This is a genomic window from Nitrospira sp. (assembly GCA_029194675.1).
Lineage (GTDB): Bacteria > Nitrospirota > Nitrospiria > Nitrospirales > Nitrospiraceae > Nitrospira_D.
In genome coordinates, this window is sequence record JARFXP010000006.1 from 95,193 (window position 1) to 117,501 (window position 22,309).

The 22,309-nt window shown below is 55.9% G+C and carries 25 protein-coding genes; 14 read left to right on the forward strand and 11 right to left on the reverse strand.

Annotated features, from left to right (window positions below; all coding sequences use genetic code 11):
* Positions 1-55: 55 nt before the first annotated feature.
* The 3 genes from P0120_22310 to P0120_22320 form a co-directional block, all read right to left on the reverse strand.
* The gene (locus P0120_22310) at positions 56-871 is read right to left on the reverse strand and encodes a CbbQ/NirQ/NorQ/GpvN family protein (GenBank protein MDF0677043.1); all 816 of its coding nucleotides are present in this window, start codon (positions 869-871) and stop codon (positions 56-58) included.
* Positions 872-993: 122 nt separating this feature from the next.
* Positions 994-3,306, reverse strand: coding sequence for a PAS domain S-box protein (locus P0120_22315; protein ID MDF0677044.1), 2,313 nt, complete (start codon positions 3,304-3,306; stop codon positions 994-996).
* Positions 3,303-4,784, reverse strand: coding sequence for a phosphatidylglycerol lysyltransferase domain-containing protein (locus P0120_22320; GenBank protein MDF0677045.1), 1,482 nt, complete (start codon positions 4,782-4,784; stop codon positions 3,303-3,305). The genes P0120_22315 and P0120_22320 overlap by 4 nt, the downstream gene beginning before the upstream one ends.
* 184 nt (positions 4,785-4,968) lie before the next feature.
* On the opposite strand from P0120_22320, the gene P0120_22325 reads away from it, so the two are divergent.
* The 9 genes from P0120_22325 to P0120_22365 all read left to right on the forward strand — a co-directional run bounded on the left by P0120_22325 (position 4,969) and on the right by P0120_22365 (position 12,561).
* Entirely contained in the window at positions 4,969-6,483 is a 1,515-nt protein-coding gene (locus P0120_22325; GenBank protein ID MDF0677046.1) for a hypothetical protein, read from the forward strand.
* A gap of 78 nt (positions 6,484-6,561) precedes the next feature.
* The gene (locus tag P0120_22330) at positions 6,562-6,894 is read left to right on the forward strand and encodes a glutathione S-transferase N-terminal domain-containing protein (GenBank protein MDF0677047.1); all 333 of its coding nucleotides are present in this window, start codon (positions 6,562-6,564) and stop codon (positions 6,892-6,894) included.
* An 18-nt stretch (positions 6,895-6,912) separates the two neighbouring features.
* The gene (locus P0120_22335; protein ID MDF0677048.1) at positions 6,913-8,106 is read left to right on the forward strand and encodes a KamA family radical SAM protein; all 1,194 of its coding nucleotides are present in this window, start codon (positions 6,913-6,915) and stop codon (positions 8,104-8,106) included.
* Entirely contained in the window at positions 8,103-9,260 is a 1,158-nt protein-coding gene (locus P0120_22340) for a 2'-deoxycytidine 5'-triphosphate deaminase (protein MDF0677049.1), read from the forward strand. Before P0120_22335 ends, P0120_22340 begins: the two co-directional genes overlap by 4 nt.
* Before the next feature lie 2 nt (positions 9,261-9,262).
* Entirely contained in the window at positions 9,263-9,676 is a 414-nt protein-coding gene (locus P0120_22345) for a hypothetical protein (GenBank protein ID MDF0677050.1), read from the forward strand.
* Between the two features lie 5 nt (positions 9,677-9,681).
* Complete coding sequence (locus P0120_22350) at positions 9,682-10,377, forward strand: TIGR04283 family arsenosugar biosynthesis glycosyltransferase (protein ID MDF0677051.1); 696 nt, start codon at positions 9,682-9,684, stop codon at positions 10,375-10,377.
* Positions 10,378-10,380: 3 nt separating this feature from the next.
* A complete protein-coding gene (locus P0120_22355) occupies positions 10,381-11,160 on the forward strand; it encodes a TIGR04282 family arsenosugar biosynthesis glycosyltransferase (GenBank protein ID MDF0677052.1) in 780 nt (259 codons plus the stop codon).
* A gap of 31 nt (positions 11,161-11,191) precedes the next feature.
* A complete protein-coding gene (locus P0120_22360; GenBank protein ID MDF0677053.1) occupies positions 11,192-11,926 on the forward strand; it encodes an SDR family oxidoreductase in 735 nt (244 codons plus the stop codon).
* A 230-nt stretch (positions 11,927-12,156) separates the two neighbouring features.
* Positions 12,157-12,561 carry a hypothetical protein gene (locus P0120_22365; GenBank protein MDF0677054.1) on the forward strand — a complete coding sequence of 135 codons (405 nt, stop codon included), beginning with the start codon at positions 12,157-12,159 and terminating at the stop codon, positions 12,559-12,561.
* A 33-nt stretch (positions 12,562-12,594) separates the two neighbouring features.
* Here the strand turns inward: P0120_22365 and P0120_22370 are convergent, their stop codons facing one another.
* A complete protein-coding gene (locus tag P0120_22370; GenBank protein ID MDF0677055.1) occupies positions 12,595-13,362 on the reverse strand; it encodes an alpha/beta hydrolase in 768 nt (255 codons plus the stop codon).
* 41 nt (positions 13,363-13,403) lie between these two features.
* On the reverse strand, positions 13,404-15,326 hold the full coding sequence (locus P0120_22375; protein MDF0677056.1) for a DUF4105 domain-containing protein: 1,923 nt from the start codon (positions 15,324-15,326) through the stop codon (positions 13,404-13,406).
* Between the two features lie 255 nt (positions 15,327-15,581).
* Between P0120_22375 and P0120_22380 the strand changes: the two genes are divergently transcribed.
* Both P0120_22380 and P0120_22385 read left to right on the forward strand, forming a co-directional pair.
* The gene (locus P0120_22380; protein ID MDF0677057.1) at positions 15,582-15,785 is read left to right on the forward strand and encodes a type II toxin-antitoxin system HicB family antitoxin; all 204 of its coding nucleotides are present in this window, start codon (positions 15,582-15,584) and stop codon (positions 15,783-15,785) included.
* Positions 15,782-15,991 carry a type II toxin-antitoxin system HicA family toxin gene (locus tag P0120_22385; GenBank protein MDF0677058.1) on the forward strand — a complete coding sequence of 70 codons (210 nt, stop codon included), beginning with the start codon at positions 15,782-15,784 and terminating at the stop codon, positions 15,989-15,991. Before P0120_22380 ends, P0120_22385 begins: the two co-directional genes overlap by 4 nt.
* A gap of 126 nt (positions 15,992-16,117) precedes the next feature.
* Here P0120_22385 and P0120_22390 read toward each other — a convergent pair whose 3' ends face one another.
* Positions 16,118-16,624 (reverse strand): DUF3015 family protein, encoded by a 507-nt coding sequence (locus P0120_22390; protein ID MDF0677059.1) that lies wholly within the window; start codon positions 16,622-16,624, stop codon positions 16,118-16,120.
* 365 nt (positions 16,625-16,989) lie between these two features.
* Between P0120_22390 and P0120_22395 the strand changes: the two genes are divergently transcribed.
* Both P0120_22395 and P0120_22400 read left to right on the forward strand, forming a co-directional pair.
* Positions 16,990-17,313 carry a TRL-like family protein gene (locus tag P0120_22395; GenBank protein MDF0677060.1) on the forward strand — a complete coding sequence of 108 codons (324 nt, stop codon included), beginning with the start codon at positions 16,990-16,992 and terminating at the stop codon, positions 17,311-17,313.
* A 188-nt stretch (positions 17,314-17,501) separates the two neighbouring features.
* Positions 17,502-18,080, forward strand: coding sequence for a hypothetical protein (locus P0120_22400; GenBank protein ID MDF0677061.1), 579 nt, complete (start codon positions 17,502-17,504; stop codon positions 18,078-18,080).
* 154 nt (positions 18,081-18,234) lie between these two features.
* Here the strand turns inward: P0120_22400 and P0120_22405 are convergent, their stop codons facing one another.
* The 3 genes from P0120_22405 to P0120_22415 form a co-directional block, all read right to left on the reverse strand.
* Positions 18,235-18,732, reverse strand: a complete 498-nt coding sequence (locus P0120_22405) for a hypothetical protein (protein ID MDF0677062.1) — start codon at positions 18,730-18,732, stop codon at positions 18,235-18,237.
* The gene (locus P0120_22410; GenBank protein MDF0677063.1) at positions 18,729-18,938 is read right to left on the reverse strand and encodes a hypothetical protein; all 210 of its coding nucleotides are present in this window, start codon (positions 18,936-18,938) and stop codon (positions 18,729-18,731) included. Before P0120_22410 ends, P0120_22405 begins: the two co-directional genes overlap by 4 nt.
* 78 nt (positions 18,939-19,016) lie before the next feature.
* Complete coding sequence (locus P0120_22415; GenBank protein ID MDF0677064.1) at positions 19,017-19,580, reverse strand: metallophosphoesterase family protein; 564 nt, start codon at positions 19,578-19,580, stop codon at positions 19,017-19,019.
* Positions 19,581-20,012: 432 nt separating this feature from the next.
* Here P0120_22415 and P0120_22420 point away from each other — a divergent pair, with 432 nt between their 5' ends.
* Positions 20,013-20,351: a hypothetical protein gene (locus P0120_22420; GenBank protein MDF0677065.1), complete on the forward strand. Its 339-nt coding sequence runs from the start codon at positions 20,013-20,015 to the stop codon at positions 20,349-20,351.
* Between the two features lie 47 nt (positions 20,352-20,398).
* On the opposite strand, the gene P0120_22425 is transcribed toward P0120_22420, so the two are convergent.
* Both P0120_22425 and P0120_22430 read right to left on the reverse strand, forming a co-directional pair.
* On the reverse strand, positions 20,399-21,517 hold the full coding sequence (locus P0120_22425) for a M48 family metallopeptidase (protein ID MDF0677066.1): 1,119 nt from the start codon (positions 21,515-21,517) through the stop codon (positions 20,399-20,401).
* A 93-nt stretch (positions 21,518-21,610) separates the two neighbouring features.
* The gene (locus P0120_22430) at positions 21,611-22,294 is read right to left on the reverse strand and encodes a TIGR00266 family protein (GenBank protein MDF0677067.1); all 684 of its coding nucleotides are present in this window, start codon (positions 22,292-22,294) and stop codon (positions 21,611-21,613) included.
* Positions 22,295-22,309 lie beyond the last annotated feature (15 nt).

Here is a 22,309-nt window from a genome sequence, read left to right on the forward strand (position 1 = left end):
AATCCACAATTGCAGCAGAAATGCTCATGAATGATGTGGGCTAGAATCGATGGATTCAAAAGATCGCCTTCACGAATTCGAGTATCGCGCGTTGCATGTCCGAATCATCAGTGATCGGACGAGCGACGGCCACATCACAGGCCCGCTCGGGCGGCACGCCTTGCTTGATGAGCGTACCGGCGTAGATCAAGAGTCTGGTACTGACTCCTTCCTCCAACCCGTGGTTCCTCAAGTTGCGGACCCTTTGTCCGAGCTTGACGAGATTTCCGGCGATTGCAGGCTCCACCCCCGCTTCCCGCTGAACCACCATCGCTTCGATGTCCGGAGCGGGATAGTCGAATTCAATCGCCACGAATCGTTGCTTCGTGCTTTGCTTCAGATCTTTGAGGACACTCTGGTAGCCGGGGTTGTAGGAGATCACCAGCATGAACTCGTCGGCTGCCTCCACAATCTGGCCTTTTTTCTCGATCGGGAGCACCCGCCGGTCATCGCTGAGAGGATGGATGATGACGGTCGTGTCCTTTCTCGCTTCCACTACTTCGTCGAGATAGACAATGGCCCCATGCTTCACTCCGGCGGTCAAGGGCCCATCCATCCATACGGTATCCTGCCCCTTGAGGAGATAACGGCCCACCAAGTCGGATGCCGTGAGATCCTCGTGACAGGCGACCGTGATCAACGGTCGGCCGAGCCTGTACGCCATGTATTGAACAAAACGGGTTTTCCCGCAGCCGGTCGGTCCCTTGAGCATGACCGGCAGTTTTTTCTCGGCGGCAATGGTGAACAGGCCGATCTCCCCACAGACCTCCGCGTAAAACGGTTCCTGCAGGATGCGATACTTGGCTACATCGACTTCCCGCGCTTGCTGCATCAACGATTCGCCCCTCGTCTGGACATGAGATCGATCCGCCTGACCTCAGCAGATCTCAAGTCTTTGCCACAATAAACGGAATAAAATGCGAAGATCAAGCAAGGGGGCGTCTGAGCTGTCCGCTACGCCACCTTCTTTCCATCCAACACTTCACGAACTTTTTGGGTCAATACAATAGGCGTGAAAGGCTTCTGGAGGAAGTCCGTGTCCCGTTTGACCCCACCCTGTTCGAACACCGGATGATCGGGGTAACCGGACATGTACAGAATCTTGATCTCGGGCCGAACAACCGTCAGTTTTTCTGCGACCTCCGGCCCGCTCATCTGCGGCATCGCGACGTCTGTCAGCAACAAATGGATCGGGCCCAGGTGCTTCGCGCCGGTCAGGAGCGCTTCGATGCCATGACGCGCCACCAACACTTCGTACCCGCTGAGGCGAAGAGCTTCTTGCACAAGTCCGCGCACCGAAGGGTCGTCCTCAACCACGAGTATCGTTTCTCGCCCGATCGCTCCGCCCACTGGTCCGCTGACGATGGGAGTTGCCTCTGTGGCTTGATCCACCTTCGGGAAAAAGATCTTACAGATGGTTCCCTGTCCCGGCTTGCTCTCGATCCCGATTGTCCCACCACTCTGCTTGACGATACCGTATACAGTGGACAACCCAAGGCCCGTCCCCTTCCCTTTTTCCTTCGTGGTAAAAAACGGCTCGAATAAATGCGATTGGGTTTCTTCGCTCATCCCGTGCCCGGTATCCCTGATCACCAGGAGCACGTAGGTTCCCACATCGAGCGTCATCGTTTCACGCCGAGGGCCCTTTCCGATCGTGACATTCCGGGTTTCGATCGTCAGCTTGCCTCCGGTAGGCATGGCATCTCGAGCATTCACGGCCAGATTCATGATCACTTGCTCAATCTGCCCCGGATCGGCCTTGATCGATCCTAACCGCGGCTCCAGGTCGGCACAGAGTTCAATGATGTCCTCCCCCAACAGCCGCCGCAGCATCCCGTCCATGTTCATGACGAGCGCGTTCAGATCCACAATCTTGGCCGCCACAAATTGCCGGCGGCTGAATGCCAGCAGTTGGCTGGTCAAGCCGGCAGCACGATCGGCGGCTTTTTTGACTTCTGCCATCTCGCGTCGCGCAGGATCTGCCGACCCCAAGCGACTCAGGATCAGCTCGCTGTATCCTCGAATCACCGTCAGCAGATTGTTAAAATCATGGGCGACACCACCAGCGAGCCGCCCCACGGCCTCCATCTTCTGCGCTTGGCGCAGTTGCGCCTCCGTCAGGCGCAACGCCTCCTCGGCTCTCGTGCGTTCGCCGAATTGCCCGATCTTTAGGCCGACATCGGTGATCATACTGAGTAACTCGCTATCCGGCTCACGGACCTGATCGCTGAAAAACTCGATGACGCCCTCGACCTCACCGGCGATACGGATCGGAAACCCGAACGCGCCATGAAGTCCGGCCTTAGCAGCCACATCCGCTAAAACAAACACGGGATCGCATGTCACATCTCTGATCCACATCGGTCGCCCGCTCTCCCAAATTCGACCCGGCAGCCCAACCCCTAGCTTGAAGCTCTGAATCTGCTTCGCCGCAATGAATTCCTCAGCGCAGACGGTCTCTGCTTGCCAATGATGGAGACACCGCAATGTTCCCGATTGTTTATCCAATCGCCAAAATAAACCTAAGTCCCACTCAAGACTTTCGCCGACTGCCTGAGTGATCCTCGGCACCGCTTCTTCCAGCGTCAGGGCCTCGGAGAGGACTCGCGTTACCGCATATTGGGATGCGAGCCGTCGTTCAGCCCGACGACGATCCGTAATGTCGCGCACAAACGCGCTGAAGATATAGGCTTCACCGATACGCGCCGGCGAGACAGCGAGCTCGACCGGAAATTCGTGGCCTTCCTTATGTCGCGCAGCGATCTCGATCCGACGATTCAGCACAGGGCCGACTCCGGTCCTAAGATACTCCCTGATCCCTTGAGTGTGCGCCTCCCGATCCCGCTCAGGGATGATGGTGTCCGAGAGCAATTTCCCCATCGCCTCTTCTCGGGTCCACCCGAAGATAGCGGTAGCTTGGGCATTCCATTCGGTCACGATTCCGGCGGCGTCGATGGTGATGACTCCATCAAGCGCCGTATCGACAATCGCTCGATTGCGTTCCTGACTTTGCAATAAGGCCGCCTCGGCAGCGCGAGCCCAAGCACTTTCCTGTTGAGCCTGCCGATATTCAGCACGCAATCGAATCGTCGACCATAATAAGAGCACCAACAGCGGGAGCCAGACAGCCGCCACGATGCTCCGCTCAACATGGCCGAGCAGGAATGTTCCCACACCCAGGGTGAACAGCGTGAGTAAGACCATCACGAACATCAACCACTCATACCGCCGAGCTGTTGATGCGGTTCGCTCTTCCGGTTGGATCATGTGGTCGTCCTTGTGATTGTCCAGGTATCGAGGAGTGCGGTTGGATGGTAGGCCGACTTGGCAGCACGGAGTCCCGGAAGACCTGCATGATCCATGACATTGACAGAGGCCGCCCCTTGCGCCATGGCAGTTCGACAGGTGTCGCGGAAGACCCACTGAGCCAGACCGGGGATGGAACGATCCGCGACCTCCAACAGGATGCACCAGGTCAGGGGAGTCAACCGGTAGCCGAAGGTATAGGCGGCGATGTCACCGTTGACTCTCACGATCGTACCCGACAAGCCGATCCGTTCATGCTCTTGAAAGACGAGGGCATGGGCCATTTCTGCATCCTCCAGAAGCAGCTTCCCCATCTGATCGAGGTTGCTCCGCCGTTTCTGCTCGGCCCACCGTCGATACAGAAGCGCGCAGCCGGCTTGATGCTCAGCGCGATACGGTTCGCTCGTGATCGCCCGTTCTCGGGCCACACGATTGCAGAGCGCCCGTTGGGATTTGTAGCGGTCTCCTGCCAAGGCAACCAGAGCAGCGACGGGGTAGAGATAGTCTCCTTCTTTCCGACGGAATTGGATCCTGTCGCTCTCCAACAGTCGTCTTTGGGACTCCATCACGTTTTCGATGCGACTCACCGGCGACGGCCCGTTCCACGACCGCATCAGCGCGAATGCTTCCTCCACCGCCTGATCCAGCGGTCCGGCTCCGAGCGGTGGAAGCGGCATGAACCATCCGTCCGGAGACTCGGCAAAAAGAAACAACGTGTGATCAGACTCCATCCACCAGTAGGGAAGCAACGATGTCCATATATAGTGGTAGGGAAACGCAAATGCGGCCGGCGTGTCATGACCGATCACTTGCGCACGCTCGAGCGCCTTTGCGAAACCGGCTGCGTCCTGCAACCTCAGCGGACGGAGCTGAGGATCCACCGGCTTAGGACCAAGGCGAACCGTCAGGTGCGGGAGCGCCTTGAGAACGACCACATCCTCCTGAAAACGACCGATGAGGCGAGGATGTGCCGCAATCGCTTCCACGATCGCCTCATCCGCAAGGAAGGTGGCGACACGGTCCCCATACTCGCGAATTGCACTTGAGGGCGAGTCGCGGACGAATGGGCACTTGGAATCCCAACCAAGCTGGACTACTCGACCCGACGCGTCCCACATCAACGCCAACGGGTACAGCCGACAATCCAATGGACGAACGTCGTAAATTCCACAAAGGCCTGACTTCGAATCAAACGCAGGACAGAGATACCCTTCGCCGATTGGATTCTCGACAAGATCGACCTGCGAGCCGGACTTGTTGGGAAAAAACGACTCGGGAACTCCTTGTGCCACGGCATCGCTGATTTCCAGATGCGTAAAGTATGGGCGAAGAAAGCTGTCGGCTTCCGGAAAACGACAACAGACATCACAACGAAAACAGGCTGCATTCGGAACCAGCTGAGGCAGAACCCTTATTGCCTGTTTGGAATCTACCGTCATGAGATCCATCGAGATGCAATCATACGATGCATGCGGGACGGTAGCAAGGAAGGTTCGCTTCTAATCAACTCGCGACCTGTCACATTGCTCCATATATCCTGCTCCCCTCGGACAGTCCGTCGACCTCTTGTCGGTCTCTGATGTGCGTGCTAGCATGAAGTCTCTTTGCACCATTTGATGCCGCATGTCCGTCAGGCCGGAACATAACTATATGGTTTCTCCGTTGTCCCAGACCGAAGACTCCTGCCAGACCTTTTCTCCAGAGGCCGCACGCGATCGCTGCACCGCCATCCGCACGCGATTGCGCCACGCCAATCTGTTTAGAGTTCCAGCCGCCGCATCTCTTCAGCAGCCGTCTTCAGGCTTGGGGGCGACGACCTCGTGGCGAATCAGCCCCTGCCCGTTTTACCTGTCCTCTGATCAACTGCGGTTCTTCACCGAGTTGGGGCCACAACTGCTCTCGTTCTATCGAGTGCTGAACCGGCTCTACAACGAGAGCGTCAAAGGCATCCAACCAACCTGGGTTGCACGATACCTTGATCAAGGTAAGCCGGAAGTCTTGGTGCAGTACAGCCGAATGAAACGGTTTCGCGATGCCCTGCCCGCCGTCATCAGGCCCGATGTGATTCCCACACAGGACGGCATGGTCATCACCGAGCTGGATTCGGTTCCAGGCGGCATCGGGCTGACCGCCTGCCTCTCGTACATCTACCACGACCTTGACGGCGGTGATTCACAGCTCATCGGGGGACGAGACGGGATGGTACGCGGATTTGCCCGCATGCTGCAATCTTTGCGAGGCCCGCGTGAAGGATGCATTGCGATCCTGGTCTCGGATGAATCCAAGGACTATCGGCCGGAAATGTCCTGGTTGGCCGCTGAACTCCGCGAAGAGAAGCTGCCTGTATGGTGTGTCGAGCCGCATGAGGTTCGATTTACAGAGGAAGGGCTTCGGCTGCATGTGGACGGCAGCGAACAAGCCATCAGCATGGTCTATCGCTTTTATGAACTGTTCGACCTGTTGAACATTCCCAAGACCGAGCTCGTTCAATATACCGCGAAGAAAGGCTGGGTTTCCGTGACGCCGCCTTACAAGCCAGCACTGGAAGAAAAATCTGCTTTCGCGCTGCTCCACCATCCTATGCTTCGTCCATTCTGGGAAAAGGAACTGGGGACCGACTGCATGCTTCATTTAAGCACCATCATGCCCAAGACCTGGTTGCTCGACCCAGCACCGATTCCTGCAATCGCGACGATCCCCGGCCTACGGATCGGGGGGCGTGCGGTTTCAAATTGGGCCGATCTCGAGACAGCCACGCAAAAGGAGCGCCATTTCGTCGTCAAGCCTTCCGGATTTTCCACACTCGCGTGGGGAAGTCGGGGCGTTTCAATCGGACATGACATGCCCCAAGTCGAATGGGTCCAGGCGCTCCGGAAAGCGCTCGCATCTTTCCCGACCACACCCTATATCTTGCAAGAGTTCCATAAGGGGCGGTTATTTGAAATGGACTTTGTGGAGAACGACCAACAGACCATGGCACGCATGTCAGGCCGCGTACGCCTCTCTCCCTACTATTTTGTTTCCGCGGGTCAGATAGAGCTCGCAGGCATTCTGGCGACCGTCTGCCCGGCTGATAAGAAGATTCTTCACGGGATGATGGACGCCATTATGGTTCCTTGTGCCCTCCGACCAGCCTGATGCGCGCCCTCACGATCAACCATAAAATTGGACGTTTCACTTTCTGCCTTTTCCTGGTAGCCTAATACGATTGTGGCTGTGACTCTTTTCCATGTCGACTGGTGCCCTGACTGTCAGGAGGTCCGCCAAAAACTGACTGATTTGGGACTGACGTACGAAGCGGTCGTCGTGCCCGACAGCAGGCGAATGCGCACGCAGGTCTACGAGGTATCCGGCCAATACTATGTGCCGGTCCTCAAGGACGGCGATCTCGTTCTGACGGAGACCGACGACATTCTGGCCTATCTGAACGAGCGATATGGTGCCGACCGTGCGGGGGCCGAGGTGGCAACCGAGTTTCAGTCGCAAGCCCGCGCCACGCCCGATGCGTTAGACAAAGACGACGAACACCCATCTTGCCGAATTAATTGACCAACCGAAGGACGATTCATGGAAGACTGGAGACAAGTCCTGGCAAAGAGCATCGTGAAGCCCAAGGACTTGGCCGAACGGTTCGGCCTCGATGAAAAAGAGGTCGAAGCGATCGTCGGCCCTTATCCCCTGCGGATTACCCCGACCGTACTCGAGACGATCAAATCGAAGGATGACCCGATCTGGAAGCAGGTGGTGCCCGACGCGGCGGAGTTGGACGATATCGCGGCCGACGACGATCCTTTAGAAGAAGACCTCATGAGCCCGGTGCCGCACCTCGTGCACCGCTACCCAGATCGGGTGCTGCTGATGGTCACGAACCAATGTCCGATCTATTGTCGGTTTTGCACCAGAAAGCGTCTGGTCGGGAAGCCCGGATTTCTCAAGAAGGGCGAGCTGGACCGCGCGATCGAATATATCCGCGAGCACAAAGAGGTGCGCGATGTGATCCTCTCTGGAGGCGACCCGTTGCTGCTTCCTGACCATCTCCTCGAACGTGTGCTCAGGGGTCTTCGCACGATTCCTCACTTGGAGATCATCCGCATCGGATCGAGGGTTCCGGGAACCTTGCCGCAACGCATCACATCCCAACTCTGTGACATGGTGAAAAAGTACCATCCCGTTTACATGAACCTGCATTTCAATCACCCGGACGAGCTGACGCCAGAAGTGAAAGCCGCTTGCGGCCGACTCGCGGATGCCGGCATTCCACTCGGCGCCCAAACGGTTCTCCTCAAAGGCGTGAATGATGATCCGGAAATCATGAAGCGCCTCGTCCATCAACTGCTCCTTGCGCGGGTGAAGCCCTATTACCTCTATCAGGCTGACTTGACCAAGGGAACGAATCATTTCCGGACGACCGTCGAAACGGGCCTGAACATCATTCAGGCGCTCCAAGGCCACACGAGCGGAATGGCCGTGCCCCACTTCGTGATCGATGCGCCGGGCGGCGGCGGTAAGATCCCGTTGCTGCCCGACAACTACGTGGTCCATCTGGATGAGGATGGGGCGATTCTCCGGAATTATGAGGATAAGACCTTCCACTATCCCCAGCCAAAGTCCGATAGTCGGCGGGAGCTTCCGATGATCGGTGTACGCTCCTCGCTCGATGGTTCAGAAGCAGCCTATGCGGCTTGCGGTGACAGCTACCCCGATCGCGACGGCTACGCCGCCTGGGGTAACAGCTGCGGCGGAGATGTGGACGACCTGTGACCACTCATTCGCCCCGAGCCGGCATTCTCCCCTATCAGGACATCAAGCGCTTGATCGCAGCCCGAGCCATCAGCGCTTCGCCGACAGTCGAAGACCGGCAGATCCAGCCGGCCAGTCTCGATCTCCGTCTAGGCCTCAAAGCCTATCGACTGATCAGCAGCTTTTTGCCGGAACTGTCGGCCATCTCCTCAAGACTGAACGTGCTGGATTTTTACCAGTCGGATCTCGTGATGTACGAGATGGATCTGACCGACGGGGCGATTCTGGAGAAGGGCCATGTGTATCTCGTTCCGTTGCTGGAACAACTGGCCCTCCCGAAGACGGTCCGCGCACGCGCGAACCCAAAGAGCACGACAGGCCGTCTGGATGTCTTCACCCGCGTCGTGACAGATCTCACCTCCGGCTTCGATGAAATCCGTGCCGGCTATCGAGGCCGGCTCTTCCTAGAGGTCGTCCCACGCTCGTTTGCCGTCAAAGTCCGCACGGGGCAGTCGCTGAACCAGATCCGGTTTGTGTGCGGCGAGGCCACGGTGCCGGACCGGACGCTTCGGGTGCTGCATCGAGACGCGCCATTGCTGTATCACAATACGGCATCCCATAAGGCCGTAAGCAGCCGAGACTTTCGTGTTGAGCGCGGCCTATTCCTCCGCATTGATCTCGCCGGAACGGATCAAGGAGACGCTCGTGTCATCGGTTACCGCGCAAAGAAAAATAGCCATGTCATTGATCTCGAGAAAGTCGGCCATTATGCTGCGACTGATTTTTGGGAACCGCTCCATCGCCATCGCCACGATAGCTTGTTATTGGAGCCGGAAGAGTTTTATATCCTTGCCTCGAAGGAGCGCATCCGTGTGCCGGCCGGCTATGCCGCCGAAATGGTGGCGTACGAAGCAGCCTGCGGAGAGCTACGGACTCACTATGCCGGTTTTTTCGATCCTGGCTTCGGCTATGGATCGAAGGGAGAGATCAAAGGTACACAGGTTGTGCTGGAAGTTCGCCCGCATGACGTGCCATTCTTGATCCATGATGGTCAGACCTTTTTCAAGGTCGTCTATGACAAGATGATGGGGATTCCGAAACAGCTCTACGGAACCCTGTTGGGATCATCCTATCAACAACAAACCTTGACACTCAGTAAGCATTTTAAAGTCTAGCCATGGCTCCGTCCGATCCGCCACGTCCTCAAGACGAGCCTCCGCACCCGTCGCGTCCGACCAAAGCGGGAGAGCAGGGAGGTGGGAACGAGCATCACATACACGTCATCGGCTTGATGGTCGGATCCGCGCTGATGTTTATCGGTTTTCTCAATGTGTTTCTGTCCATCAGCGGCGGCTTCGAAATCAATGTCATGCCGTTTCTCGTCTATTTCGGTGGCCTTGCGATCTGGGCCAATGCCGCCATCGAAACTCCGACTCTCCGCTATGGAACCATGGCCATTGCGATCGCCCTGGCCTTGGGCCTCGTTCAATACGGAGAAGTGCTCTTTTGGCACAAGCAGGTCCTCTTCTGGGTCACCATCATCATCGTCATGTATTTCATGTTCGTCGAGCCCAAGAAGCCCACGCCGTGACCTCCATGGTGACGATCTCCGTCATCATTCCGACTCTGAATGAAGAGAGGACCATTGGGCAAACACTTTCATCCCTACCGGTGTCTGAAATCCTCGAAGCCATCATTGTTGATGGAGGGAGCACCGATCAGACGATCTCGATTGCCGAAGTCTTTTGCGCGGAAGTATCAAACGTTCGTATCGTCACCGCTCCGGCAGGGCGGGCACGCCAAATGAACGAGGGGGCGAAGACCGGTCGAGGTGACATTCTGCTCTTCTTGCATGCCGACACGCTATTGCCGGCCGGAGCAACGCTGATGATCGAGGCGGCGCTCACCAGCCCGACGGTGGTGGGAGGCCGCTTCGATGTCACCTTCGACTCTCGTTCGGCCTTGGGAACCATGATCAGCACATTCATGAACTGGCGTTCTCGATTGAGCGGCATTGCCACGGGCGATCAGGCCCTGTTCGTACGCCGCCAGATCTTTGAACAGCTCGGAGGTTTCGCTGATATCCCACTGATGGAAGACATTGAATTCAGTCGGAGACTGAAGCGTACTGGACTGATGATGGCACTTCATCAAAAGGTCATCACATCGTTCCGCCGCTGGGAACAGCAGGGCCCCTGGAGGACGATCCTCTTGATGTGGACTCTGCGATTTTTGTATTGGATCGGGGTGAGTCCCCATCGCCTCAAGGATTTCTACACGGCAGTACGATAGGAAATGGGCGACCCAAAACCCAGCACTCAGCCCGCTTCGCCCGCTCAGCGAGGCGAGCACTCAGCCTTCAACACTGCATTGGTGATCTTCGCCAAAGCACCGATCCCAGGTCAGGTGAAGACGCGTCTCTGTCCGCCGCTGACTCCCGACGAAGCGGCCACGCTCCACGGCAGTTTCGTGATCGATACTTTGGAGCGAATAAAGGTGGCGGCCTCGAAACTGAAACTGCCGCTCGATCGCTATCTCGCCTGTGCACCGTCGGCAACCCATGTCTTCTTCAAGATCATGGAAGAGCGGCAGAGTGTGAAGCTGCTCGACCAAATCGGCGACAACCTCGGCGCGCGCATGAACCAGGCATTTAAGACACTGTTCGCGCAAGGATACCGACAGGTCATGCTCATGGGGACGGATGTGCCGACCCTTCCGCTCGATCATGTTAAACAGGCTCTCACTTCGCTGGAGAACCACGATCTTGTGCTCGGTCCGGCTTTTGATGGAGGCTATTATCTGATCGGCCTCAAGCGGATGGCACCGGAACTCTTCGTCGACATTCCTTGGTCAACCGATCAGGTACTGAGACTCACACAGAAGAAAGCAGCGGAGATCGGGCTCAAGGTTTCCTTGATTTCTCCATGGCGAGACGTCGATACCCTGGCCGACCTTGAAGCCCTCATTGAAGCCTGCGCCGCCGAGACCAACAAAACAAAAAACGAGCGGTCCTTTTCAGCCCGTACCACAGGTGTGCTGGAAACACTCGCCAAACGATTGCGGTCGAGAGCATAATGACCCACTCATCGATCAACCAGGGAGCCGCATGAGTCAGCGCGTCGCACTGATCACCGGAGGAGCGAAAGGCATCGGACGAGGGATTGCGCTCGACCTGGCGTCGCGGCAGTGGAACATTGCCTTCTGCTATAGAACCAGCGAAGCCGAGGCCAAGACCACGGCGCAGGATATCACCCAGCAAGGAGGACAAGCGCTGGCACTTCGATGCGATGTTTCTGACCCAATGGCAGCCAAGCGCATGGTCACGCAGGTTGAAAAAGAATGGGGCCGAATCGATGTCTTGATCAACGGCGCCGGCCCCTATCATCGAAGGAACCTGTTCGACGAAACCATCGAGGGATGGAACGATATGTTCGACGGCAACTTGCATCCCATTTTCTATCTTGCTCAAGCTGTCGCTCCGGCCATGAAGGCCCGCAAGGCCGGCCGTATCATCAGCTTCAGTATGGCCAATGCGGATCAGATGGCAGCGCAGCCCGACGTGACCGCCCACTATATCGCCAAAGCCGGAGTGCTCATCCTGACACGCACGTTGGCCAAGCTCTTGGCTCCATACGGCATCACCGTGAATGCTATTTCGCCCGGTTTCATCGATTCAGGGAGCGCGGCACCGCAAGAACTCGCCGCCATGACCAAACGCATTCCCGCCGGCTACATTGGAGCGGTCGACGATACTGTTGCAGCTGTTCGTTACCTGCTGAGCGACGACGCGCGGTACGTGAACGGAGCGAATATTCAAATCAGCGGTGGCTGGGGAATATAAAGAGTGAGGGGGCTGGATTAGTTTTGGTCCTCGCTGACCGCGCGCCAAGACGTGGATCATATTTCAGAACAGGGGCGACGCTCGGTCAATGCACGCAGTTCAAAACTAATCCACCCCCCATAGACGGGGAGACGGGTGAGGACACACTGTGCTCGCTCAATGTGCGCAGGGGAACCAACCTGGATGCCGTTCTTTGGAGAAAAGAGAGTTTAGGACAATGGAGGGGGGCGATGAAATCAGAACAGGAGCGCGAAGCTCATCGACGGTTTGTTCAGGCTCTCCAGCATGAACATCTCACTTGTGCAAAGCCTGGCTGCGGCGGACCGATGGCCGTGGCCGATCATACTCCACATAGCGCCCGGATCAAGTCTTATGAAGCCACTTGCGAACGTTGTCACGCCGCCGAGAAAATCACCGGCAAGGAGGAACACCAGCCCTCGTGGGATGTGGCCTCCATCACCCTGATGGCGGAATCACATCTTCTCCACGAACAGCCCACGTGCCCTTACGACGATACTCCCATTACCTTCATCTCCTTGCCCAATCCTCGCCGCAAAGCCAGGTACCGCCTCCTCTGCTACTACTGCGGGCGGCACACCGAAATGAACTGGCCACCACCAGAAGCGAAGCGGTAACTGAACCGGCTGTCCGGGAATGGGGCGTGGATCTCAGTATCCAGCGGCCGCTTTTCGAATAAACTCTCCGATCCGGCGAAAGTACGCCCCGCTGCCCACTACGTAGGTGTCATTATGGCCGGCGTCTTGGATCACATACCATTCCTTGGGCGGTTTGGCTGCGTCGAAGACTTGACGACCCAGTTCAACGGGGATGATGTCGTCCTTGTCTCCATGGATAATGAGCTTCGGTAGTGACAGATTCGGCAGACGATCGATCAGCCGAAACTCAGCCCCCAGGAACCAATGGGCTGGAAAGCCACCGTAATGGAATTTGGCGACTGCCTCGATGGAAGGAAACGACGATTCAAGTATCAGCCCTGAGGCTGGTCGTTGTACCGCGAGTTCGCCCGCCACGGACGCTCCGAGTGATCGCCCGAACAGGACGATTCGTTCCGAGCGAACCTTTCTGGTTCGTACCAGGTAGTCGTAAGCCCCGTACGCATCTTGGTACAGCCCTTTCTCGCTGGGTCGGATACTCTGGCTCTTCCCATATCCACGATAGTCGAACAGGAAAATCGACAGTCCCATCTGGTACAGAAGCTTGAGGTTGTCGAGGCGGTTGATAATATTGCCGGCATTGCCATGGCACCACAGAATGACCGGACGATCAGCCGCTGCCTCGGCATACCAACCGAACAAAGAGACGCCGTCGGAAGCATGAAACCACACATCTTCGAGCGGCACACCGCTCAGCCTTGCCCAATCTCGATCTTGCCAGGGTTCCGGATGATAGACGAAGAATCGGTCGAGGAAACTCACCGAGGGAGGATAGCGTAAACCGGTTCAGAGAAGGAAGAGGGTCAGAAAAACGCCTGGACACTGAACAGAACATCGTTGTCGTAGTCACGATGGTTGTACTCCAGCCTCACCGTCCAATTCCGGGCCAACGTAAAACGTGACCCGACAAACCACCGGAAGTCGTCGGATTTGTCGCCCAACGGAAATTTTAGATAGGTTCCCGTCGCCATCACTTTCCACCGCTCGGTGAGATCGGCCAACATCCCGACCGTTCCACCGCCTCCGACTCGGTACATCTCATCATAAGCCTTGCTGACGTCCGCCTCGGCTTCCACGAAGGCAAACAGGACCTCCCGCTTCAGCAACCGAAATTCCTTCGCGCCTCCGATACCGGCGTTGAAGAGACCATTGCTGCAGAGTTGACAGTCATTATAGCGAATCGTGTTCATGCCGATGTTGACCTTCCATGACGGGGCATGAAAGACAGAGTCGATCGGCGAAAGTGAGAGGAGATTCAGCAGCGTGGCCCGTTCTACGCGGGTCTGTGCGGCGCGATTGTAATGACGGATCGTAATGGATGCCATTTCGATCTGGGCACCGGGTGTATAGCCTATTTCCGGGTCGAGCAAATCGTGGTAGCCGGCCCGCACCGACGCTTCCTCGAACGTATCGTCGTTCCGCCAACCGCCCCCTATGCTGGCCCGTGACGTCTTATGTCCTAGCTCAGGTCGCTCGGCGAAGGGTCGCACGGTGAATTCTTCGGATGGAATGCGAAGCTGACTGCGAGCGGCCAGAATCGCCTTGTTGCGCTCTTTCCATTCAGGTTTCGGCGAATCGGTCGTCTCAATCCGATACCGCATGTAGTCCGAAGCGAGGTCGAGCAGAAAGGCTTGTTTGGAGAGTTCCAACTCGGTGAATGCCCGTGAGCTCACCGCGCTTGGATCTTGTGTGATCCGATGAGCCAGATCCCGTTGCCCTGCGGGCAAGGATTCTCGCTTTCGTTTGATGACCGTGCTGCGGGACGGTCGATACGCGATATCGGATACCAGACCAGGTTTCGATGTTATGAGCCGGATGGTGTCGGCCGGGACCGTCCAAAGAACGAATTCATCGGTGAGGTGTAAATCCGGGTCGGCATAATCCAATAGGGCCATAAGATGGTAGGAGCAGTTCTCCTTGAAGAAAAAATAATCAAAGTACGCATTCCCGAGTTCCCACGCATGCATCAAAAATCGTCGTAACTGATTTTCAGTGAGATTCAGACGATACTCCCAAATATCCCGGTTCTCGATGTCTCGATATTCCTGAACTTTCAGATAGTAGGGGATCGTCGAAAAGTATCCCTTGTAGATTCCAAAGATGCCCTTCACAGGAAATGCGATGCCGGCATCGGGAGGCACCTGCGCGGCATAGTTGATGGTATAGGCAAGGATGCGGGTCTGTTCGGTCTGCCCCTTTTGATCGACACGAAACAGGGTATGGCCGAACATGGAGGCCGGGTTATTCAGAAAGGCTGATGGGAAGATCAGCGAGATAGATTGGACCTCGAAATCCTCATACCACCGATGAAACCGTTCGCAGGCGAGGGGCAGCAGACGGGTGGCATCAAAGTTCAGTCGTTCCTTGAGCCAGTGGTACCGTGCGATGAACGCGCATTGAGCCGGCTGTCGAGTGGAACCGACCAGTTCATCGGAAAAAAACTTTGCAAGGGTTGCATTGAGCTCGGCAGCCGGATCCGTCTTCCCATTGGGAGACAAGAAAAAACCGGGATCGTCCTGCTCGCTCTCATATCCGCCGAAAAGGCCCTTCCGGTAGTGCAACAGGAGATGCCATTCTCGCTGGTCAGCCAGACGAGCCGTTCTAGCCTGTTGAATCAGCTGATCGAGGTATTCGTTGGAGGTAGACTCAGCCACTGTCAAGGAAGTCATCGCCGCCAGAAGGATCAATGCCGGCGCACTGACTCGGATAAAAATGAAAAACCACATCTGTAACTTCGATGCCCTCCAGAATGGATGAGCTTACACAACGGACATGCTTAAACAAACGTGAAGAGCATCTGATACATTTTGCCTTACACCCCTCGCGCTGGAAACCGCGGCAAATGTACCATACATCGGTCCACCCACGGGAACGACAGGAATTCAGCGGAGTCTCGTGAACCTGAGGGCACGACTGCTTGCCCCACGTTGGTTTCCATGCTATCGTCCTCGGAAACGTGCGCTGATGAAAGGGCTCTGACGATGAAAGTGAAGGTCGTTGTTCATGAAGCGGAGGAAGGCGGATACTGGGCGGAAGTGCCGGCCATTCCCGGTTGCGCAACCCAGGGGGAAACCTTTGAGGCTCTACTCCAGAATCTCTACGAGGCCATCGAGGGCTGTCTGTCCGTCGAGCTGGAAGCTCCGCAGACAACCGGCAAAGATCGGGTGCTCGAAATCGCCGTATGACCCCTCTCTCAGGGAAGGAGCTTGCCAGAGTCGTGGAACAACATGGCTGGCAGTTGCTCCGCATCCAGGGAAGCCATCATGTTTACGGTAAGCCTGGCTCAAAGGTTCGACTGTCTATTCCGATCCACGCCAATGCGCCGCTGAAGCTCGGTCTCTTCAAACATCTACTGAAAATAGCAGAGCTATCGGAACAACAGATCCGCTGAGACACATATCGTAACTATTATCACCGCAATCAAGCACACTTTCAGAATTCTGCAGGGCTATACGAGGATCTGAGCGGCGAGGGGCCCTGACATCTCTGCCAGGGCCCTTACAATACCTTAAATACCTTAGCGTACCGATGCTTGCGCGAGGAGAGGATGACCCGCGATCGCTTCGTTGAGAGACTTCACGAATGCCACCGGAGAAGCTTCCCCAGCTTGAACCAGGGACGTATACCGCTCCTGGGTCATGGCAAAGAATTCTCCGTGGCGCTCCGCCGGAACGCCCATCAACGTCGCAAGAGATGCCAAGTGTTCACCCTGCCCCTGAGCCATCTCCGCAGTGAGCGCATCGAAGTTCAACGAGGCAAACACAGTCGTCCTATGCTCACCCAAGATTTTGCCGTCATTGGTACAACCAGAGGTCCCGGTGCTGATTGCAAACGTGTTCATCCCGGTGCCGTTGGTCGTGACCATCAAGACCTGAGGGAGAATTTCCTTCTGGCCCTTATAATCCTCCCAAGCCAGTTTTCCTAAGCCACAGCCCGGACCGGTGTCCGGATTTGCCGCCATGGCCAGACCCGCCTGGGCGCCGAACAGTACGGCGATAGCCAATAAGAGCATTTTCTTCGGCATAAGTCCTCCTCCGTTAGAATTGGTTAAGCACCCCTGCTACTGCATAAACACTGACACGTACTATAACCAAACTCACCGTCGATGGTTTTAAAAGAGTTTGCCACTAGGGAAGTACCTAGGCCTCCTTCTGTCGGCGGGAAATTTTTGTAATTATAGACGAATCGGAACGAATCGCAACCACTTTTCTCAGCCCAAGGATTCCTACCTACCCACTGCCTCACGAGCGATTCTAAATGCCATCATTCACTTGTTCCGCCTCAGCTCAATTTAAATTGACGAACGCGATGAGTCCGACTATACTCCGCTTCGGCGATTGCCTCCCTTAGCTAGGCAGTCAAACTATTTCATTCTATTAAGGAGGACCTATGAAGCACGTATCCAGACTTTCCCTAGCGGTCATTGCCCTAGCGGGCCTCGGTTTGAGCGGCTGTCAGATCGTCGCCTCTCCGATGGCAGGCGCCATCTTTGGCGAGACGAAGTACGGCTTTGTCGCGACCGACGCGTCTGCTGCTTCCAAAGAGGGCAAGGCCTGCGGCACCTCGATCCTGGGTCTGGTCGCACAAGGTGATGCAAGCATCCAGGCGGCCAAGGCAGCCGGCGGAGTCAGCACCGTCGCATCAGTTGACCACTATGCCAAGAACATTCTGGGCGTCTACGGCGAATGGTGCACGATCGTTCGTGGTAGCTAATCAGCTGTAACAAGCTCTAGAAAGGGCCTTCGGGACGACTTCCGATAGGCCCTTTCATTTTCTCCTTCATTCCCTCTGGAACCGTGGGACTCGCTTACCTCCCGCGATTTGTCACTCTGCCAACCGTGCTGCTCTGCTGCCTGTGCTTACGTAATGTGGCTCTAGCAGCCGAATTCGGAGACGTCGAAGTGAGCCTCTATGCACTGGGCGCCTGGCCTCGCGATGTGGATATATTCAACCAAGAAACAACCGTTCCCGCCTCGATTCAAGACGGTTTCGGTGCCGGGTTGAAAGTGGGACTCTTTCCAGCCGTTCTAAGACGAATGGTGGGCCTTGAGATTGATTCCAATATGCACGGCACGGCGGTCTCCTTTCCCAACATCGCGAATGGACGGAATAATGAGACCGGTAACTCCGACTTGCTCATCATCAATTCGACATTCAACCTCATTCTGCGTTATCCGGGGGAAAGAATCCGGCCATACATCGGGGCCGGCATCGGCTGGTCCCACGGGACACTCATCAACCCAAACATTGCGGGGCGAGATGATAAGGACTTTGACTCAGCCCGCGCCTTTACCTATCAATTTCTGGGTGGAATACAACTCCTTCTCAGTCCCAAGGTCCATCTATTCGGTAGCAACCGGTCTTATCCCGTCTTTCTGTTCGGTGAGTACCGGTATCTTTCATCCGACTATCATTGGGACGCATTGGCCATTGATTTTCGTACTCACTATGGATTAGTGGGCGTAGGACTGCGGTTTTAAGATCTCACTCACCTCCAGTTAGAAACAATGCCTTCACCGGAGAGCGACGTGGTCACCCACCGGCAGCTGCATGGGAAATCGGCAACAGGACAAGATGAGTGTTCAGGCGGCGACGGCTTCGGAGTGTGCATGACCGAATGAAATAAGAGCAAGCTCAGCTGTCGGCAGGAGTTCGTCCTTCCCGTTCTTCGAGGAGTGCTTCCAGCTCGGCGACCACTTCGAGGTCGCGAGGCCTTCCGGCTGCGCGCTTCACTTCGATCAAGCGCTTGAGCCCGAGACATCGACAAGTTGCGCCAAACACGGTGATGGTGATCGTATGCGGAATCAAATCCTCGTAGCGACCTCCTTCGGGAATCTCGCCGAAAAGGTCAAGAGCGCCAAGTTCGGTCGTGAGTGTGAAATTCAGGCCGCGTTGAATTGTCGCAGCATCCAACTGAAAGGGTAGCCCTGGCGGGGCTCCTCGAAGGTAAGGTTTGTAAGGAACGAGACAGGCTGCCAGGCTGGCCATGTTCTTGGGCGTGCGGCCATAGACGATATCGAGATCTTCAGTCAGCCGCGCTGATCCGTGCGTGGTCGCGGCCGCTCCTCCGATAATGATGAAGTCGATGTTGTGCTTGACGAGGAGTCGAATGAGCGTGGCGAAATCCGTCATGAGGCACTGCGCGAGCGGGCTTTCCGCAGCTCGGTCGCCAGCCGTTGGAGCTCGCACAACTTCAGGAATCGTTGCTCGACCGTGAGCTTCAAGTTTTCTCGAAGCAATGAACGATCGATATCGCGTTTATACGCTTCGATCACCGGATCCGGCTGAAGCGCTCTCGCGCTTTTCTGTTCGGTCGTTCTATTAGATTTTTCTGGCATGCCCATCTTGTTAGATAAAGTCTAGCACTTCCATTCGCGTGGCTTCAACGCAGGCGCCGCTCCCAATCTCTCATCCCCTCACCCACTATTTGGCGGAGACTCGGGATGTCGGCCCATGGAATGAAACTTCACAGCACGGTCGGCCAGTGTGACATGGTAGCCGCTGACCTGGTCTTGGCTGATCGTGAGGAGTCCAACCCTTCGTGGCAGCTTGAACCGTTTCGGGCCCGCTGAGCCTGGATTGAACAACAGCATGTCCCCGAGCCATTCATTCTTCGGCTGATGGGTGTGGCCGAAGATGCAGATGTCCGGTCGAGTACGATCCATAAAAGCCCGTCCTTCCTTCGTTAATTTTCCCCCTTCATACAGAATATGGCGAATGGCAATTCTAAAACCAGCCAACTCAATCATTATTTCTGGTGGGAAGCCGCTCTCTTCGTATTCATCGACATTGCCTGAAACCGCCGTCACAGGAGCAATAGCCTCAAGCTGTTCGATGACGGATTGCTTGCCGATGTCGCCGGCATGGAGGATGTGATCAACGCCGTTGAAATGTCTCACGATCGCCGGATCGAACAGGCCGTGGGTATCGGCGATGACGCCGATGTGCTTTTCATCTTTTCGTCTAGCAGTGGGTGCCAATTCTGGAACTCCTATAGTTCAGAAGGTACCAGTCCCCAAACGCCCACCTCGACCGGAGAGCATGAATCGCTTTCTTATACGTATCTACCGCGCCTTCCGGTACAGGCAACTTAGCCACCTTCCTACTCCGGCTTCTTCATGCTCTCACCAGAACAGAACAATGGAAGTATAGCTACAATACTAGCCAACTTTTCTCTTGCTCTATTGGCAAATGAGATTATACTGCGCCGAACGAAGTGCGATCCTGATTACTTGGCAAATTGCCAAGGACGTTGAACGTGGACAGTCCGTCGATCCAATAGTCCAGGCCGCACTTGGAATGATGTATTTTTCGAGATATTGAACCTATCGGAGCAATCGTTGTTGAGGCCTCGTAAATCCCTCATTCCCCTTCTGCTGGTCTGCCTTCTGTCATCAAGCTGCTCCGTCATTATGGCCGCGAGCCGTTCTAGCTACAGAGGTGATGTCAACGTCATCCAACTCGGTGTTCAACGATCCGTGGTAATCGCTGAGCTCGGCCAACCTGACAACTTTACAACGCTCGAGAACGGCGGATACGATGACCGGTATGTGTTGGATCCTGACGCTCACAGAGGCGTGACCAAATTTTTCACCGCGCTATTCTACGCAGCTGGGGACTTCTTCACCCTCTTCCTTACTGAGCTTCTCTTCACCCCGGCTGAGATCGCCATGAAAGACAGGATCGTCGTTTACCACCTCACATACGGTCCGGATCAAAAACTGATGACGCTTGAGAAGCTCAAGCCCTGAATCCTCCTGTTCCTTGCAGAAGTTTGCAATGGGCTGAATATTCCCTTTCATTTCTCGCGTACGGTCTTCCATTCAAACGAGAACGGTACCGCCTCTCTCCGAGGCAGTGAGGCCAGTTCTGTCCTCAACCGCTCGGCGCGTGCTGCGCTCATCGGATGGGTGGAAAGCCACTCGACCCGTGCCTCATCTTTCTCCGCCAACCGTTGGAAGAAGGTGATCATGCCGGACGGATCGATTTTAGCCCGGTAAAGGAGCTGAAGGCCGGTCAGGTCCGCCTCCGTTTCCTGGGCCCGGCCGAACTTCAACGTCATCAATTCAACACCGAGCTGCTTCATGACTCCACTTAGCCCGTGCTGGTTTCCCAGCACGATCGACACGACGGCCACAAAGCCCAACTGCTTGACGATACGTTCGAGTCCGTGCCGCTGCAGCACATGGTTCAGCTCATGGGCTAATACGCCCGCCACTTCTTCCGGGCTTTCCGCTTTTTTCATCAATCCTGTGAACACGACGATATACCCACCGGGGAGGGCAAAGGCATTCACCACGTCGCTCTTCACGACGGTGATCTCGAATCGGTAAGGGTTCTCCGGAATCTGGTCGGTCAGACGATGGGTCATCTCGGTGACAGCGGCCACGACGGGGCCTTCTTTCATAACCTCTTGACGAGCAAGAAAGTCATGATAGGCAGACTCGCCCAGCTTCCGCTCCCACTCGATCGGGATTCGATCGACGGCAAGTTCTACCAGCAGGTCGCTCCCAAACCAAAGTCCCAGCACCGAGGCCAGGAGCGCCCCTCCAACGATAGTCCACATGATCCGGCGCCGTTGCCGCACCTGACGAACCTGTTCCGCCGCTTGTTCAAGCGGTATCGTCAAGTGATCAGGCGCCGCTTGCCGGAAGACACGAATCACGTCGGGGTTTTTGAGATACAGCGTCCGCTGTCCTGTCGGCCCCCTCCATGTCGCGACGAGCTGGTCATGATCCAATCCACCTGCTGAAACGGTCAGTTCTGCAAATGGCACGGATTCCGAACGGCGCTCGCCTGCATCACGATCCGAGAGAAAAGTCATCGTGAGGCCATGTCCTTCGACATGGACAAGACAGGGCATACCAGTGGCAGGGAATTCATCACCAAAACAGAGCGCGTTGGGCTGGAAGGACATGGGATGCGTCAAACGTCGCTCGTCATTCGAAGAACGAAGATAATTTTGTCGTATCCATTCATCACATGTGATGGTTGACGACTGAGGTCCTTATCACTCGGTGACAGGAATGAACTGCCGTACCCACGCGCCGAAGCCGCCCGGATTGCGGCTCTGAATGAACACAAGACCCGGTCCACGGAACCGGCAGACAAAACCCTCGCCCGACGTGAAGCTGGCGACCCATCCCGAAGTGGCCTTTTCGATGTTGTACGAGGTAGTGGTGGACCAAGCCACTAGATGGCTATTGTCCACGATATATTCCTGCCCCGGTTTCAACTCGATCTTGTGAACGGCGCCGAAGCTGTTCAGGAGGAGCATTCCCTTCCCGCTCATTTTGAGGATGAAGAATCCCTCTCCGCCCAACAGTCCGCGGCTCATACTCTGCATCTGACTATCGATCATAACCCCATCGGCACCCGCCAGAAATCCATCCTTCTGCACCATATACTCGCTGACACCATCGAGCTCGAGAACGACGATTTCGCCCGGCACTGTCGGCGCAAGCAACACCTCCCCGGCACCCCGACTGGCACGCAACGTCTGGAAGAAAAACTTCTCTCCTGTCAGAAACTTTCGTGAGAGCGCTCCGAGAAACCCTCCCTCCATTTTGCTTTCAATGTCGATGGTCGGTGAGCAGGCGACCATCGCACCTGACTCAGCCTTGATATGCTCTCCCTCTGCTAACTCAACACGCACCATCGGAAACGCACCGGGATACAAGATCTCGCTTTTCATCCTGCTTCTCCTTTA